The sequence below is a fragment of the Pseudoalteromonas sp. Scap25 genome (genome assembly GCF_013394125.1).
Lineage (GTDB): Bacteria > Pseudomonadota > Gammaproteobacteria > Enterobacterales > Alteromonadaceae > Pseudoalteromonas.
In genome coordinates, this window is record NZ_CP041328.1 from 41910 (window position 1) to 58699 (window position 16790).

Genomic DNA, 16790 nt, shown 5'->3' on the forward strand with positions numbered 1-16790 from the left:
TACTGATTTAAATACTGTTATTTTTTATCTACTTTTTCGAACAGGTATATTTTGTTTGGCTAAATAAGCCAGTTCAACACACGGCAAGCTCTGTAAATATACCTTCTTGCATTGATAACAATAACTTACCAGTTTCATTTAATATATTAATTACTATCTACAAATAAACTGCTACGAGTGATTGCGGAAGTATCATATTCACGACTATCTTTATGATGATTTTCAATTAAATCAATATGTGTGTCTGATGCAAGCCATTTAAAATAATATATAATGACTCACCGTCCATATGCATATCAAGGGTATAGATGTGTAACCAATCGGGTTGTGACTACTGCCAATGAGAAAACAAAGCTGAGTCATAATTATCCCTTGTTATTTTTGCATGCAATGTGCCTTCATTTCTTGTAATAAAAGTGCCAATAACTCACTACAAAAATGCCAAACAGCTGCCTGCCCAGCATCGAGGCTGTGTTGCTCTTGATGAGAATGTGCTTAAACATTAACTCAACTTTAGCATTCACCAACATAGTCATGAGATACTAAAGTTGAGCTCTTACAGCTTCTTACCAGGGAAAATTAAAACTCTATTCGTGCGGTCAATGACACATAGCGAGCACCTTGACGTCCTGTCACTAAGCCATAATCAGGATTAAGCTTTAAGCCATTTTCACCGTACTGAGCACGCTCTTCGTTGATATTTATCGCACTATCGCTATTAAGCAAATTATAAACAGTGCCTTTTAAAATCACGTTTGAGCCAAAAAAGTCAGTGTAGTACGTCAATGACATGTCTATATTAGTGAGCCAAGGTAAATTACCTTTACTGCCACGTGGCGCAGGGTTGCCATTTTCATCATAATGAGATGCTTGATCGTAATATTTACTAACACATGCATCCCATGGGCTTCCTTGTTCGCAGCTATCGACACCTTCAGGGTGAACTGAGAAGTAGCTCTTTGGACGACCTGATGTAGTTCGCGCAACTAAACCTAGGGTCAATGAATCGGTAATATTATAGGCGCCACTAAACTTAATAGCGTGGCGGTGGTCATTTGGTAAATTACCATAGCCATGATCCATCAAATCACCATAGTCGTAGGAGGTCGTCCAACCAGGATCGGCTTGGTTATTATCCGTTTTAACTAAACCTTCGGTATTACCATAGCTATGTGACCATGTATATGAAGTATTGATACGCAAGTCATCAGTTATATTGCCATCTAAGGTAAACTCAAGCGCCAAATATTTGCGTTGTGCTTCGGCAAGTGCAAGTTCATCAGCACTTAAATTTACGTTATCAATTTCTCCATCACCATCAAAGTCATACGACATTTGAATCGCTTCACCAGGGTTATTGAGTACGTAATATGAACCTTGCCCTACGTTATCGGTTATACCCATTTCAGCAAGCTTTTTGGCAAGCACAGGGCCTACATCAGTGTCTTCAACACTGCGACCTAAATCACGGTAAATAGCACGTACACCTGCAGACATCGTATCAAACACTTCTTGCTGATAACCAATTGTAAATTCATCGCTGTACATTGGTTTTAAAGAAGCAGAGGCAATTAGCCCTGGTTCAGTAATACCCCGCTGACGCCAGCGTCTATCACGTAACATATCCCCTCTGCTAGGTGAGCCATCAGCTAATAAAGAAGGTGAACCGCTACCTTCTAATTGATCCAGTTCGAAATACTCAAACCATTCAATAGATGCAGAACCTTGGGTGATATTCATGTTCGCAGAGACAGGTTGAAAATAACGCCCAAAGGTTGCAAATACTTTTGCACTACCATCACCATTAACGTCATAAATTGCTTGTATACGTGGCGCGATTTGATTATCTATATCAACAAAAGCCCGACCATCTGAAACAGTGTTTTCGAACTGGCTATAACGCAAACCCATATTAAGCACTAAATTATCAGTAGCTTGCCATGAATCATTAATGTAAAACGCTAATGAAGTGGTAGCAGAATCGACCTCACGGCTACGAATCCTTCTTTCGATAAAGTCAGTACCTAGTGTAGCGCCCGATACATCGTTTTCACCGGCCGTTTTTACTGTCCACCAGCCTTTAGCATCCCCAATACCATTTTGACCTTCAAAAAAATCGACCTTCACGTTAGTGTAATCAATACCAAATTGGATTGAATGCATATCCAAATCCCAGTTAAAATCAATGCGAGCTTGGTCTCGGATGTACTCTTCTTCTGTTATTCCTGAATTAGTGTGCTGGCTTAACGTAACAAAACCATTTCTTTCATCCCATACACCTGGGTTTGGAGACGCTACCACGTTCTCAACATTCTCAGTAACACGGCCAACAACGGCTGACACTGAAAAAGTATCTGTCAGATAGCCATTGTAGTTAATACTATAAACATTACCGCCATCTTCACCTGGTGCATCTACCCCTTGCTGATCACCCACAACATTATCTTTCCAATTATAAGCAAACGTTTTGTCAGTCCAAGTACGTTTATTGTTCATTGCAGAGAAACCAATAGAGTGATCTTCATTAATAAACCAATCCACTTTCGTGAACCAACGATCTTCATCACGCTCAAAATCAGAGAACGTGGTTTGCCCAGCGCTGCTAGACTCTTCTCTGCGTGGAGCAAATAAGCCATAGAAGAACAGCGTATCTTCAATAAGCGCACCGCTCGCCCATAACTGTACTTCTTTAAAATCGTAACTACTTTGCTTAGTGTTGGTACTGATGGTGCCACTATCTTGAAATATTGAATCATGCTGATTACGAAGACTATCAGGATCCCAGCGCACCTCTGCACCAAGTTTAAAATCATTATCGCCTGATTTAGATACAGCGTTTACAATACCGCCTAATGCCCCTCCAAATTCAGGGCTAACACCACCCGTTTTAACTTGAGTTTGCGAAATAGCCTCCCATGGAAGACGAATTGAACCTAACCCTGTGCGAATACTGGTTACATTCAAGCCATTAAAATAGTAGCCATTCTCAGCGGCTGATGAGCCACCAAAACTAGAGGCTCCTTTGAAATTAGAACCACCAGGAGCTGCAGTACCTGGCGCTAGTAACGCAATACTCTCAAAACCAGTATTTACCGGCATTGCTTTAAGTTCAGCATCACTAAACGTTAAGCCAGAGGTGGAAGATGCCATATCTACACGACGAATTGCCGAACCTGCTACCGCGATACGCTCTATATCAATACCAGCTTTATAAAGTTGTACATCAAGTATTATTGATTGGCCAATAGTTACCGCAACATTTTCTTCAGTCATTGCTTGATAACCGTCTTTTACAATAGTTACATCGTATGTACCTACAGGTACGTTTCTTAATAAGTAATCACCCTCGGCGTTACTGGTAATGGTGTAAACCAACCCTTTGCTTTTGTGCTTAAGTGTAATAGTTGCGCCGGTTAAATCATTCCCCGATTGCGCAACAATATGACCTTTAACAATACTACTGCCATCAACAGCGTGTGCCGCTGGTGCAATTAATAATGCTGCTGTTACCGCAGTTGCCAGCAGAGTTCTAGCACCCACGCCTCGAGTTTGTTTTTTATTATTTGTAATCATGTAAGAATTCCTTGGTCCTGTAGATTTTTATTGTGAGACTAACCTCGACGTAAAATATACATAAATTACATATTGTATACAATATTAAATATATGATAATTTTTAGTTAAAATTTAAATACAAATTAAACAAAGTCAATTGCTCTGCAAGTTTGTAACTAAAGGAAGCTTTATTAAGTATCGTAATTTAATACATGAGCTGAAGTATTTAACCTGAACTCTGGTTAAGAGATATACTAATATTTTGAATCAAAGTGATATTTATGTTTATTTTCTCTAGCCAGAGATTTTCAGTGGGTACTAAGCGAAATTACTTGCAATAGTTAGCCTATTGCAAGTAGATTAAACTCAGTTAACGCTAAGAATAGCTACTTGGGGTAGGTTTATAATCCAGAGTTCAGGTTATTAAGAAGCAAACTATAGTTCGTGAAGATAGTTAAATGATTAACCCCACTTTATATAGTTAGCGTTACTCGCCTTTGCATGCCCCTGTATAATTTACATATACGATACCCTTTTAATTTAGTTCTTAGACTTGCCGAAGTTAATTTTACTGATACAATCGAAATGTATAATGTATACAATATTACTTATTAGAGGAAATATAATGGAAACAAACTGTAAAGATTGGCGATACACAGTTATGCCAGCCGTATTTACATGGCTCAAAGAAACAGAGTCTGGAACCGTTGCAATTGACCTTGATGCAACGAAAAAATACGCTGCAGATATTTTAAAGGTGCAAGGCAAAGGTGGAACTCGTATGGGAGGCCTTGTTGGCTCTGGTACTCTTGGTGAGAACAGCTACCTAAGCTCCGAACAGCGTCTTTCTTTACTAAAAGCTCTCTCAAGTGTTGCTAAAGAATACAATGTTCCATTGATTAGTGGCGCAGCCGCAGAAACCAAAGAAGAGCTGGCCAAAATTGTTACAGAGCTAGCAACTGTTGGCGTGGACACCGTAATGGTGATGCCACCAAAAACCAAATACACGCCTTCTGATGAGGAAATGTATGCGTATTATTCCCTTTCTGCCACAGCTGCAAAAGAGGCCGGTATTACAATAATGCCTTATAACAACCCGGACGCCGCTGGCTATCATCCACTTTCAACTGACCTTCTAACAAAGCTTGCCGCTTTACCTGAAGTTACGGCGCTTAAAATATCCACCATAGATGTATCTGTCATTGAAACGATGGTGCTAGAAAATAAGGACATAAAAGTACTCGCAGGTGTAGATACGGTAACTATACATGCAGGACTCGCTGGCGCATGCGGTGGAATTACAGGCGTTGGCTGTATATTTCCAAAAGCGAGTGTCACTATGCAGGAATACGTGAATAAAGGTGAGTGGGCCGAGGCAAACAAAATTTCTCAAGCTATGAATTCTATATCTTACCTTGATGCACAACCGTTACTTTTAGAATACCTTAAGTTTGCATTTGGCATTCATCATAATGATGTAACTGGCGGGCTTCGTACTTTTGGTAAAAAGTTAAATCAACAGCAAATTGATGATGTACACACAAGGTATGCCTTAGCAAAAGAACGACTCGAGGGTCTGGGTTTAATAGACTGAATTTTCAAAAATTGACAAGCAAAAGCTCCGTTTTTACGGAGCGTTTTTGTAGCTATAGATAAGCTGCTCTTGCGGTGATTGCGCTGACCTTATTAAATAATCATACTTGAGCATAAAAGAAAATCAGATATATCGTTTATTCAAATATAGCGTAAGACTAAGCTTTGCACTTCTGAGTTTTTTACCCTATCTAGCTAAAGTATTTTTTACATACCCACTTAATAATACAGAAAAGTTGATGGGACCTTGTTCAGTTAGCTAACATCGCATTAAGCAAACTAATCGAGGTAAGTTAAAGACAACATAAATATAGCATTCTTATTTGCCTACGGGCAGCAAGCTGAGCACATGATAAAAAATGTGGCTTATTTAACACTACCTTTTTTCGTCTTCTATTTTAAGTAATAGCTTTTTAATGTCGTTTTTGGCGCCTAAGATATGCTTTTTCAAAAAGTCACACGCTTTTTTAGTGTTCTTTGCACGACAGTGATTTAACAATATACGGTGCTCTTCTGGTGCTGTGGTTAAACCACCCGCTAGTAAAATATGCATGCGCACATAACGCTCTGAATTTTTACTATACATATCAACTAGTTCACGAGTTTGTGGGCGTTGTGCGCGTGAATACAACTTACCATGAAAACGGCTGTTTAAATCGCCCGTTGCTAGGTGGGTATCACCTGCATCCATGGCGCTTTCTAGCTCAGTTAAGATAAGCTCAGCATCAATTAAATCTTGATCTGTTAAACCTTCTATTGAGTGACTTAGCAGCTCAGCCTCAAGTAATGCCCTTAAATCAAAGATTTCATCAATTTGTGATGCTGAAAGCTCTGTTGCCGTGGCTCCTTTATGCGCTTCAAAATTTACAAGCCCTTCAGCTTCGAGCTGAAGCAGTGCCTCACGAACAGGTATTCGGCTTACATTAAGCTCAGCAGCAAGTGCAGCTTGACGCAGTGGATCACCAGCTTTGATTTCACCGGTTAATATTTTTTCACGAATTGCTTCTGCTACTAATTGGGTGCGTGTTTTGTGTTCGATAGCCATGGTGATCCTTAAGTATTGCATTTAGCATACATTATACTCAAGTAACATGAGATGCCAAGTTAGATTCCGTCCTCAGTTAGCGTTTATAAAGGAAAAGCGGGAATATACAATTTGCATATCCCGCCCAATGAATCTTATGCTTGATAGCAAATTGGTCGCATAAAACGTAACATTGCATTTGTGCCTACAGAGGTACTACGTACATCCGTTGAGCTTGGAAATGGCCCACCGTGGTTCATTGAACCACACACTTCAACACCTGTTGGCATCTGATTTTTTATCAAACGACCCACTTTATATTGCAGTGCTTCGATGAGGCTATCTGCTTTGCTTAAATCCGCTTTCGTGCCATGAACGCTGGCTGTAAGCTGCCCTTGCAGTTTATTTATTAATGTCATAAGTTGCTGTTCACTGTCGTAACGCACAACTAATGCAGCAGGGCCAAACATTTCTTCATTCAACGCTGGGGTTGTTAAATAATCGTCGGCATTACAAACGAATACATGTGCATTAGCATGGAACGTTTGCTCAAGCTTACCTTTCCCTAACACGCTTACTTGAGCAAGTTGGCCTCGCTCTTCTACTTGATGTTTAAACGTTTTAACAATGTCTGGCGTGAGCAAAGTGTCTGATGGTGCATCATTAATGCTCGCAGTAATATGTGCTTCAAGCTCATCACACCCGGTTGGCACTAACCAAAGCCCAGGGCTGGTGCAAAACTGGCCGTTACCCATAAGCATTGACTGGCAAAGTGACTGCGCCATTTCTTTACTCTGTTCAATGGCTTTATTGGGTAAAATAACTTGAGGGTTAATACTACCCAGCTCACCATAAAATGGGATGGGCTCTTCACGTTTAGCAATCGTTTCTTGCAGTTTACTAGCCACGTTAAATGAGCCTGTAAAGCCAACCGCTTTAATTGCCGGCGCTGCAACTAATTGATGCGATATGTCATGCTCCTTACTTTGCACCATTGCAAACACGCCTAATGGCATCGCACATTCTTTTATGGCTGCAAGCGCCGCACGTGCCATCAACTCGCCAGTTCCTGGATGCGCTGTGTGATTTTTAACAATGACCGGGCACCCAGCAGCAAGTGCCGCTGCTGTATCGCCACCCAATGTTGAAAAGGCATAAGGAAAATTAGATGCACCAAACACAGCAGCCGGCCCCAATGGTAAATAGTTAAGTTCAGTGTGTGGTTTTGGTAACGGTGATCTTGTTGCATCGGCCTCATCCACTATTTTTAAACCCAAAGGTGATTCAGGGTTTTCGCGCAATGCACTGGCAAACGCTTTAAGTTGATTTACGGTGCGCATGCGCTCCCCCTGCAATCGCGCAAGCGGTAAGTTGGTTTCTTGCTGAGTTTGCTCAAGTAGATCATCACCAAGCGCTAATATTTGATCTGCAATACACATTAAAAAATCAGCACGTTGTGCATAGCTAGTTTTACGATACTCATAAAAAGCCGATTGTGCGGCTTCGATTGCAACGTTTAATTCAGTGGCGCTGAGATTAAAAAAGCATGTAGGTAGTGGTTCATTACCAGCGGGAGAAAATGCATTAAATTCACCATTCGCTGAATCACCAACCCATTGTCCTGCTACTAAACTTTGTCCTGTTAATGTCATGTTTTGCTCCTGATTATATTACTTGAAACCCAAATGCATATGGGTCATCGTCATCGACTGTGATAGCACTTGTGCCTGTTACTCTAGACCAACCTTGAATACTTGGCAGAATAGCTGTTACGCCTGCGATTTCTGTTACCTGTTCAATACGGCCGATAAATTGGCTACCGATATAACTTTCGTGGATAAATTCTTGCCCTTGGGCCAACTGCCCTTTCGCAAAAAGCTGTGCCATACGGGCGCTAGTGCCTGTTCCACATGGTGAGCGATCAATGGCTTTGTCACCATAAAAAACAGCATTTGCGGCATGTGAATTGGCATTTTTAGGTGTGCCTGCCCATAACACATGGCTTGCACCTTGAACGGTTGGGTCAAGGGGGTGAACACATTTTATTTTTGCGTTTATGGCATCACGCACCTGCGGGCTGTACTTTAAAATTTGCCCAGCGGTTAAATGCTCAATGCCTTTGTAATTGGCTTGCGGTTCAACAATAATGTAGAAGTTACCTCCGTAGGCAATATCTACTTTAAGCTCGCCCAGTTCAGGTACTTCAATTACAATTGACTGATATGCTAAGTACGCGGGAACATTATAAATTTTTACCCACTGAACTTTACCATCGGTCATTTCATAATTGATTCGTACACGTCCAGCTGGCGTATCTAATAGCAAGGTCCCGGGCACTTTTGCATGTAATAAACCATGCTCTAAAGCAAACGTAACAATACCCATTGTGCCGTGGCCGCACATGGGCAAGCACCCTGATGTTTCAACAAATAAGATAGCGGCATCGCCGTCTTCTGTGGTAGGCGGATATAAAAATCCGCCCGACATCATATCGTGACCACGAGGCTCAAACATTAGCGCTTGGCGTATCCAATCGTGATTTTGAAAAAAGTCTTGGCGTTTCTCACTCATGCTCTGTCCGCTCAATTGCGGGTGACCACTGGTAATTAGCCTTACGGGATTGCCACAGGTATGGCCGTCAATACAAAAAAAGGTCCCTTTGAGCATAACTTAATCCAACTTTAATTTTGTTACGTCAATACCGCTTGCCATTGCTTTAGTGTAAAGCGTGGTAACAGCTGCATTTTCATCTGATGCGTTTAGCTTAATAACGCTGTGAGCAGTTTGATTATTTAGCTCATCGATCATGTTTGCGCTACTTGCAAAATGAATAGCGCCATCTTCATTAAACTGAGCCGAAAACGATCCAAAGGCCTGTTGCCAATTTACTGTCATTTTAATTACCTGATTGATGTTTATGCTTGATATAGTAGGTATATTGTATACAATAATCAATATCCTATTTCAGCATTCCTTTCTTTAGTGGCATTGAAGGGCATCTATAAAACAGCAGCAAAAACATTAAACCATTGAATCTAAACAACAATGAAGCAAAATAACAAGTATTGAAAAATCATATCTCGTAACTTAAAAAATAAATGCAATTTTGAGATAGACACAATACATCCGTCACAACAAACATATTGCATAAAGAGGTAAGCATTTTGTCTGATAATAAAACACAACATATTGGCGTGGTTGGAGCAGGTATAATCGGTATTTGTTGTGCGTTAAAATTACAACGCGCTGGCTTTACAGTTACTTTGTATGATGAAAATGGCTTAGCTCAAGGCTGCTCGAAAGGGAATGCTGGGCACTTTGCAACAGAGCAAGTATTTCCTTTAGCGCACTCATCGTTATTAAAAAAGCTGCCTATGATGCTATTAAACCCACTCGGCCCTCTTAGAATAGATTGGCGCTATGTGATCAAAGCACTACCTTGGTTTTGGCGGTTTGTTAATAACATGGCTAGCTCAACCTATAAAGCAAATACCCACGCTTTACAGGCGCTCAACCACCGTGCAATTACAGCCTACGAGACCCTGCTAGATGAATTCAAATTAAATCATTTAATAACAAAGAAAGGGAGCTTGCTCACTTTCGAAACAACGCCAGTTACACAAATACAGGCTATGTTTGAAAAATATTTATCACACGGTATCGCTGTAGAGCTGCTCAATGCTGAACAACTACAACGACTGGAACCTAATTTAGCAAAAACCATAACGCATGCATTATTTTTTAAAGAGGTAGCACACAGCGTTGATCCTCATTTATTTTGCTTAAGTTTAGCTGAGCAATTTAGAGCTTTAGGTGGGCAGTTTTGCCAACAAAAAGTGATTGAGGTTTCACCTGTTTATAGTGGCTATGAAATTAATTGCCCTGACCAAAAATTTCAAGCCGATAAAGTCATCATCGCAGCTGGTGCGTGGAGCAAATTACTGCTCAAGCCCTTAGGTTACAATGTACCTCTTGATACAGAGCGAGGCTATCATTGCATGTTATCGAGTAATTATGGTCTATCTCGTCCTGTCGCCTCTGCAGAGCGCAGTTTTATTATGACACCCATGAGCCAAGGTTTACGAATTGCTGGAACAGTAGAGTTCGCAGGTACAGAACGTAAAATGAATAATAAACGCGCTTTGGCATTATTACCCAATGCCAAAGCAATGCTCAATCATTCAGCGGTAACACTTCAACCTAGTAGCGTGTGGATGGGCTGCAGACCATCACTGCCCGATTCATTACCGGTCATAGGCGAAGCACCTAACCACACTAATTTATTTTTTGCATTTGGCCACCAGCACCTTGGATTAACTCAAGGTGCTATTACAGGTGAGCTAATAACTAGTTTGTGTTTACAACAAGTACCTAGCGTAGATATAAAACCATATTGTATCAGCCGCTTTTCATCTCAAGCTGCTTGCAGTTCACACGCCCCACTTGCACAATAGTCACACTTACGAGGAAAGCACTATGATAGCCCAAGGTATTGGTACCCATACCAAAGAACAAGCACTTGCCAGTTTATCTAATATGACTGACGATTTAACCCCGATCCAACCGCAAGAGCACCTAGAACGAATTAAAAAAGCTCAAGTATACATGCAACAAAATGGTATTGACGCCATATATCTAAACGCTGGTACAAATCTTACTTATTTTACGGGAATGCGTTGGTATGCCAGTGAAAGACTGGTGGGAGCAATTTTACCTGCACAGGGCGATGTACAATATATTGCTCCTTTTTTTGAAATTGGTTCACTCAATGGCTTTAAAGTGATTGATGGCCCAATTCATGGTTGGCAAGAACATGAAAGCCCATATCAGCTATTTGTAGATGTAATAACCGAAATGGGCATTGCAAAAGATGGCACTATTGGCATTGATGAAAGTGCACAGTTTTTTATTTTTGATGGCATTAAAAAAGCACAAAGCGGCTTAAAACTGGTTAACGCACAACCCGTAACAGCACATTGTCGTATGCACAAATCAACCAATGAACTTGCATTAATGCAACGCGCAATGGATATGACCTTAGTGGTACATAAAGCCACAGCCAGTATGCTGTATGAAGGCATTAGCACCACTGAAGTAGAAGCTTTTATTAAACAAGCGCACCAAAAAGTAGGTGCGCCAGGTAACTATTTTTGCATTGTGTTATTTGGTGTTGCTACCTCTTTTCCCCATGGCGTAAAAGACGCGCAAATTCTTAAAAAAGACGATGTGGTATTAATTGATACTGGCTGTAAAGTGCACGATTACTTATCTGATATCACCCGCACTTATGTGTTTGGCGAAGCAAGTGATCGCCAGCGCCAATTTTGGGATTATGAAAAAGCGGCACAAATAGCTGGATTTAATGCAGCAAAAATAGGCCAAACATGTCAAGACGTAGATGCTGGAGCTCGTAATTATTTAGCTGAGCAAGGCCTTGGTCCTGAATATCAAACGCCAGGGTGCCCACACCGTACCGGCCACGGCATTGGCTTAGACATTCACGAGTGGCCTTATTTAGTCGGCGGCGATAAAACCCCTCTGGCCACCGGTATGTGCTTCAGTAACGAACCCATGCTCGTTGTACCAAATGAGTTTGGTATAAGATTAGAAGATCACTTTTATATGACCGACAACGGGCCAAAGTGGTTTACTGAGCCATCCCATAGTATCGACGACCCATTTAAATCAACCAGTTAACTTATAACACTCTCTGCTGCATGTATACGAAAACCATGCAGCCACTGGCACTACTCACTTCACTTAGCTTGTTTTTGAGTAATTAATAATAAATTTGCAACATTCCATCAGAGATTAGGCGCCTCTTGCTGTTCACCATATAGGTAGTGTTTTGTACTGCTATTACAGTGAACTGCTTGAGGTAAATAAGTGTATGAAATCACGTACTTTACCAAAGCGAAGCATTATGCTTCTGGCATAAACCTCCCACTTAGGCAAAACGTGGGATGTATTTTATAAGGTAAGCGTAGGTCAGCTGGTTAACCATTTTCCGCGCTAGAGACTTGGTAAATTAATGCTCATTTGTTTGGCCCTTATTCAGGTCTTACTACGGGTACTATTTCTTTTACTGCGACACCTTACGACCAAGCTGCGCCAATAAATACACAACAACAGGACGTTGCAATCACGCCTTATGAAGATAAGAAATACGAGTTTGGGTTAACCCCTACCTCTGAAGCAATGTTAATCACGATCACGGCACGATTAGATGTAGACGGAGAAGAAATTCGCATCATCAAAAAGCAACCAATATAACCTTTTGAAGACAAAAGTAGTGTAAAAACCTTTCAAAAAAATCAATGCCGACCAGTGAGCAAGCTGATCGGCATTTTTCAGTTTAAGTGTTATTCCATAGATAGTGTGAATAAACTTTTCCAATAAAAGTAATCATTAATAGGGCGAGTAATTAACGACATCCACTACTGTTATAGTCAACGACTAAACTAACACCATTACTTGAGCCTGATACCTTTAAGTAACCCCAATATTGGCTTGAATTAGCAATATAAATACACTCGTCGTTACCACTATTATTTGACTCAGCCAATTCGTTATTGCCATTAGGCCACGAGCTCTCGGCATAGCTAAGGCTTATATCGCCACTGCCATTGGCCGTGGTGATTGTAATCCCACTTTGACTTTGCACATCAGCAAGACTAAACCACATCGGACCGCTGTTACCTAAACAAACCGCTTCGCCATCATTTAAACGACCGTTGCTACGACTGCCTTGTGTGGCACATACATCGGGCACATTGGAAGTGGCTGGCATATAAGACGCTGTTAATTGCACATTTTCAAATGCATTATATCCATATAACATAACCTGATAAGTACCAACTTGTACTGGGTCAATGGCGCACTGCTCTTCGTTACCACCAATATAAGGACGACAATCGTAAACGGTCTCTGTTGGTGCCGCTTCATAGCTTACATACAGGTCAGCATCTCCTTCTCCTCCAGTAATTGTAAATACTAGTTCACTGGCACCTTGCGGAACGGCAAAAGTAAAGTATTGCTGCTCATTTTGCGCGCCGTTAGTCTGAACTGTTTGATTATTTTGCAATATGTTATCACCGACACTACTATCTTTTTCGATGGTCGCTGTCGTGATAGCTGATTGACTTGCTCCTTGATTGTCAGTAACTATCAAACTTACGTTGTACTCCCCTTCACTGATATACCTGTGAAGTGGATTAGCCTGATTCGAGCTACTGCCATCACCAAAGTTCCATTGATAACTTACAATTGAGCCATCGCTATCAATACTGCCATTGCTGGTAAAACTGACGTCATTATTTTGCACGCCATAATATGGGCCGTTGATTTGAACTGTCGGCGGAATATTTGAAGGCGCGCCAGCAACTAAATCATCGCACCATTGTACAAATTCACTTTCGTAACTACTTTTCCACTGTTCTGTTTTTGCTTTGTAGGCAATCCAATCACCCACTCTGGTATGGGCAAGCATAGTATTAATTTCATCATAATGGCGTTCAAACATAAACCTAACAGCTAGGTAACCCCAACGATAGATTCGGTCTTGATCAAAACCATCATAAGTAGTGGAAAAGATTTGTGCTAGGGTAAAACGTGAGCCATCACTAATGGTTTCTTTTGCTGCGTCATTATCATTTAAATTAGCAATGTATTCAGCAACCCCTTCCGACCACCAAACAACATCTTCTGTAGGAGAGTTAAAGTCGCCATACAGATCAAATCGCCCATCGAGATAGTGCACATATTCGTGCTCTAAATTCCAAACGAAATGCTCTGCATTTGCATAATTTGCTTCATAAGCAATAAAGTTTGCTTGGTTGCCAACAACGGATGGATCACCTTCTAAATACATGCCACCATTATTGGTATTAATACCAAAAATGACCCCCGCATATTTACCGTAATCGTCGCTACTATCGAAAATATTCACTTGTAAAAAGCTATTATTATCATCAGCTACGGGGGTGTTATTAGTGGCAAGTTTAGTATGGAATAGCCCTTCCTCAGCACCCATTGCATCACACGCGGCGGCATGTTGCGCAACAGTCATATTTTGCGAACGAATTTTAATCGTGCTACTGCAACTATAGCTTTGTGGCAGTGCTTGACCTATCAGGTTATCTACAAACCCACAAATACCATAATCATTACAATCTGCGTAATAACTAACCGAGTCAGCTGCCGCAAGCCAAACCGCATCACCATAACCAAAGCTAGTATACGTTGAAAAAATAGCATTTAGACCAGTATCTACAGCACTTTGAATCGGTGTATCTGAGTATTGCTTTAACCGAGCAAGTTCACTTGCTGCATTAACAATAAGGTACTGTGCGTCTGATCCAATCATCCATTGTTTTTGAGTAAACGCACTGAGCCTTGTTACTAAATCAGTGTCTTTGCCCACTGCCGTAACAAATTCATCATTCCATTGACCACGATATAACAAGGTAAAAATACCATTCACTGCACTTCGTACATTCCACTTAGCGCCGTAGCTTTCATTAAAACGGCTCAACCATTGTTTTACCACTTCAAGGTAACGATGCTGTTGCTCTGAGCTGTCCATTGTGATGATTACTTCGTTTAACGTTTTAGCATGACCGTCGTTATCGTCGTAAAAATGACTATTGGCAACAAATGCATCAACCGCCCCCACAACTGCGGTGGTGACCCACGTTGCAAAACTAACATTGTCGTTATAAAACTCAGCGTAAAAACCAGTTCGTAGGTATAAAAATAACGCTTCCAACTCTACATTTCCGCCGCCAGCATAAGTCAGTGAAAGTGCCTTAGCATGATTTGCAACAGCAAACATTTTATCAGACGTAAACACCTGACTTTGTGTTAAAGCAGAGGCACTAAACAACTCATTAATACATTGTGTACCTTGGTTTTGAATTTCTGTAATAATACTTGATGTGCTCGCGTTTGCTAATGCATTCAAATCACACGTAACGGCGACTGCTTGCATCGTCATCACACGCGCATTAAAAAGTTTTTGCTGGCTTTGCATTTTTGCAATCGGTGCTTTTTCATTATGATTTTGTTCAACGCCATGATGATGTAAACGCTCTACAACGGCTGTCTGAGGTATAAATGTTCGCTCCTCCACCTTGTCAGCCAATGCCATTGAACTCATACCTAATATCGGTAACGTCAAAATCAGTGTGTTAATTTTCATATTATACCTTCGATGATTAGTATGTTCTTAATCCAGAACTGGTTATTGAGATACAATTTGTAACACCTCATTATCATTGTATACAATATATTTTATATAACATTAACGAATATTGATATATTAGTTTTGAGAAAACGGTTTCAACCAATTCTTTTGTATTGATTTTTACTTACTTCAAACTCTATTTAATTTAGTGAAGCTGAATATCACTCCCTCAAAGGTTACCCCATAGGGGTGGGTCAGTTTGGTACACTAAACTCTCGCAATATTTAAAAGAGCGTCTTACAACGACTCTTTTAAATAATTAGCACTTTGATTTAAAGCCAGATATGGTAATTTACTCTTTCAACCAGCATCCTCCCTTGAGTAGGTTATATGAATACAAAAAACCGTTGGACATTAAAAAGTATTGCCAAAGAGTTAGGTGTGTCTAATGCTACGGTTTCAAATGCGTTTAATCGCCCTGATCAACTCTCGGCTAAACGACGCGAAGCCATACTTAAAGCTTGCAAAGAGCTCGGTTATTATGGCCCTAATAAAGCGGCGCAATCTCTGCGAAGTGGCACGTTTAATATTGTTGCTTTAGTGCTACCAGATAGCGTGGAATATATGGTGTCAGACCCTGTCGCCAGTAGCTTTATGCGTGGTGTAACCTCAGTGCTTGAAAAAAACGGCATTAATGTTTTATTGTTTTCAGGCAATAACGAAAACCTTAATAACGTTGTTGATTTTGTTGATGGGTTTATTTGTTATGGGCGCCCGCGAAACAAAGCACTGGTAGAGCAACTAAAAACAGTACAAAAACATGTGGTTACTGTGGATTTTGATATTGCCCGCAACGCATCAATTAATATAAATAACGAACAAGCCAGTTACGAAATAGCCAAACATGTTTTGCACAGTGCAACTGATAACGTGGCAATATTAGGCTTGAGATTACTCGATGAAAATGTATTGTGCCGAGTTTACGAACATCATGAGTTTGAAACGGGTCAATCTATTTCTCACCAACGCTTACGAGGTTATCAGCGTGCGTTAAATAAAGCGAATGTAACGGTAGCCGACGACCGCATTTGGAATATTCCTGAAAGTAGCGAGCGTTTTGCCAGCATAGCTGCAAAAGAAGTATTAAACGCCTCACCACGCCCTGATGTGATCATATGTATGAGTGATTTAATTGCCCTCGCCACCATGCGAGAAGCAATAAAACAAGGGATAAAAATAGGGAGTGAGCTACGTATTGTTGGATTTGATGGCATAGAAGAAGCAGCCCGTTTTGTGCCTCGCCTTACGACTATTCATCAAAATAGCCAAGAAAAAGGTGTAATAGCTGCTAACTTATTTATTTCTAAAGAAGAAAAACAACACGAAGTAGGTTACGCACTAAATATTGGTGCAAGTAGCTGAGCGCTGTTAGTAG

The 16790-nt window shown here is 40.7% G+C and carries 11 protein-coding genes; 5 read left to right on the plus strand and 6 right to left on the minus strand.

Annotated elements, in window-relative coordinates; all coding sequences use genetic code 11:
* Positions 1-579: 579 nt before the first annotated feature.
* Positions 580-3573 (minus strand): TonB-dependent receptor domain-containing protein, encoded by a 2994-nt coding sequence (locus FLM54_RS15750; RefSeq protein WP_178956906.1) that lies wholly within the window; start codon positions 3571-3573, stop codon positions 580-582.
* A gap of 606 nt (positions 3574-4179) precedes the next feature.
* On the opposite strand from FLM54_RS15750, the gene FLM54_RS15755 reads away from it, so the two are divergent.
* The gene (locus FLM54_RS15755; RefSeq protein ID WP_178956907.1) at positions 4180-5148 is read left to right on the plus strand and encodes a dihydrodipicolinate synthase family protein; all 969 of its coding nucleotides are present in this window, start codon (positions 4180-4182) and stop codon (positions 5146-5148) included.
* Between the two features lie 375 nt (positions 5149-5523).
* On the opposite strand, the gene FLM54_RS15760 is transcribed toward FLM54_RS15755, so the two are convergent.
* The 4 genes from FLM54_RS15760 to FLM54_RS15775 form a co-directional block, all read right to left on the minus strand.
* Entirely contained in the window at positions 5524-6192 is a 669-nt protein-coding gene (locus FLM54_RS15760; RefSeq protein WP_178956908.1) for a GntR family transcriptional regulator, read from the minus strand.
* A 134-nt stretch (positions 6193-6326) separates the two neighbouring features.
* A complete protein-coding gene (locus FLM54_RS15765) occupies positions 6327-7823 on the minus strand; it encodes an aldehyde dehydrogenase (NADP(+)) (protein ID WP_178956909.1) in 1497 nt (498 codons plus the stop codon).
* A gap of 13 nt (positions 7824-7836) precedes the next feature.
* Entirely contained in the window at positions 7837-8838 is a 1002-nt protein-coding gene (locus tag FLM54_RS15770) for a 4-hydroxyproline epimerase (RefSeq protein WP_138609503.1), read from the minus strand.
* A gap of 3 nt (positions 8839-8841) precedes the next feature.
* Positions 8842-9066, minus strand: coding sequence for a hypothetical protein (locus tag FLM54_RS15775; protein ID WP_178956910.1), 225 nt, complete (start codon positions 9064-9066; stop codon positions 8842-8844).
* 266 nt (positions 9067-9332) lie between these two features.
* Here FLM54_RS15775 and FLM54_RS15780 point away from each other — a divergent pair, with 266 nt between their 5' ends.
* The 3 genes from FLM54_RS15780 (at position 9333) to FLM54_RS15790 (ending at position 12444) form a co-directional block, all read left to right on the plus strand.
* Positions 9333-10625, plus strand: coding sequence for an NAD(P)/FAD-dependent oxidoreductase (locus tag FLM54_RS15780; protein ID WP_372239244.1), 1293 nt, complete (start codon positions 9333-9335; stop codon positions 10623-10625).
* A 22-nt stretch (positions 10626-10647) separates the two neighbouring features.
* Positions 10648-11868 (plus strand): M24 family metallopeptidase, encoded by a 1221-nt coding sequence (locus FLM54_RS15785; protein WP_178956912.1) that lies wholly within the window; start codon positions 10648-10650, stop codon positions 11866-11868.
* 342 nt (positions 11869-12210) lie between these two features.
* Positions 12211-12444 carry a hypothetical protein gene (locus tag FLM54_RS15790; protein WP_178956913.1) on the plus strand — a complete coding sequence of 78 codons (234 nt, stop codon included), beginning with the start codon at positions 12211-12213 and terminating at the stop codon, positions 12442-12444.
* A gap of 151 nt (positions 12445-12595) precedes the next feature.
* Here the strand turns inward: FLM54_RS15790 and FLM54_RS15795 are convergent, their stop codons facing one another.
* Positions 12596-15370, minus strand: a complete 2775-nt coding sequence (locus FLM54_RS15795) for a collagenase (protein WP_178956914.1) — start codon at positions 15368-15370, stop codon at positions 12596-12598.
* A gap of 375 nt (positions 15371-15745) precedes the next feature.
* Between FLM54_RS15795 and FLM54_RS15800 the strand changes: the two genes are divergently transcribed.
* Positions 15746-16777, plus strand: coding sequence for a LacI family DNA-binding transcriptional regulator (locus tag FLM54_RS15800; protein ID WP_178956915.1), 1032 nt, complete (start codon positions 15746-15748; stop codon positions 16775-16777).
* Positions 16778-16790 lie beyond the last annotated feature (13 nt).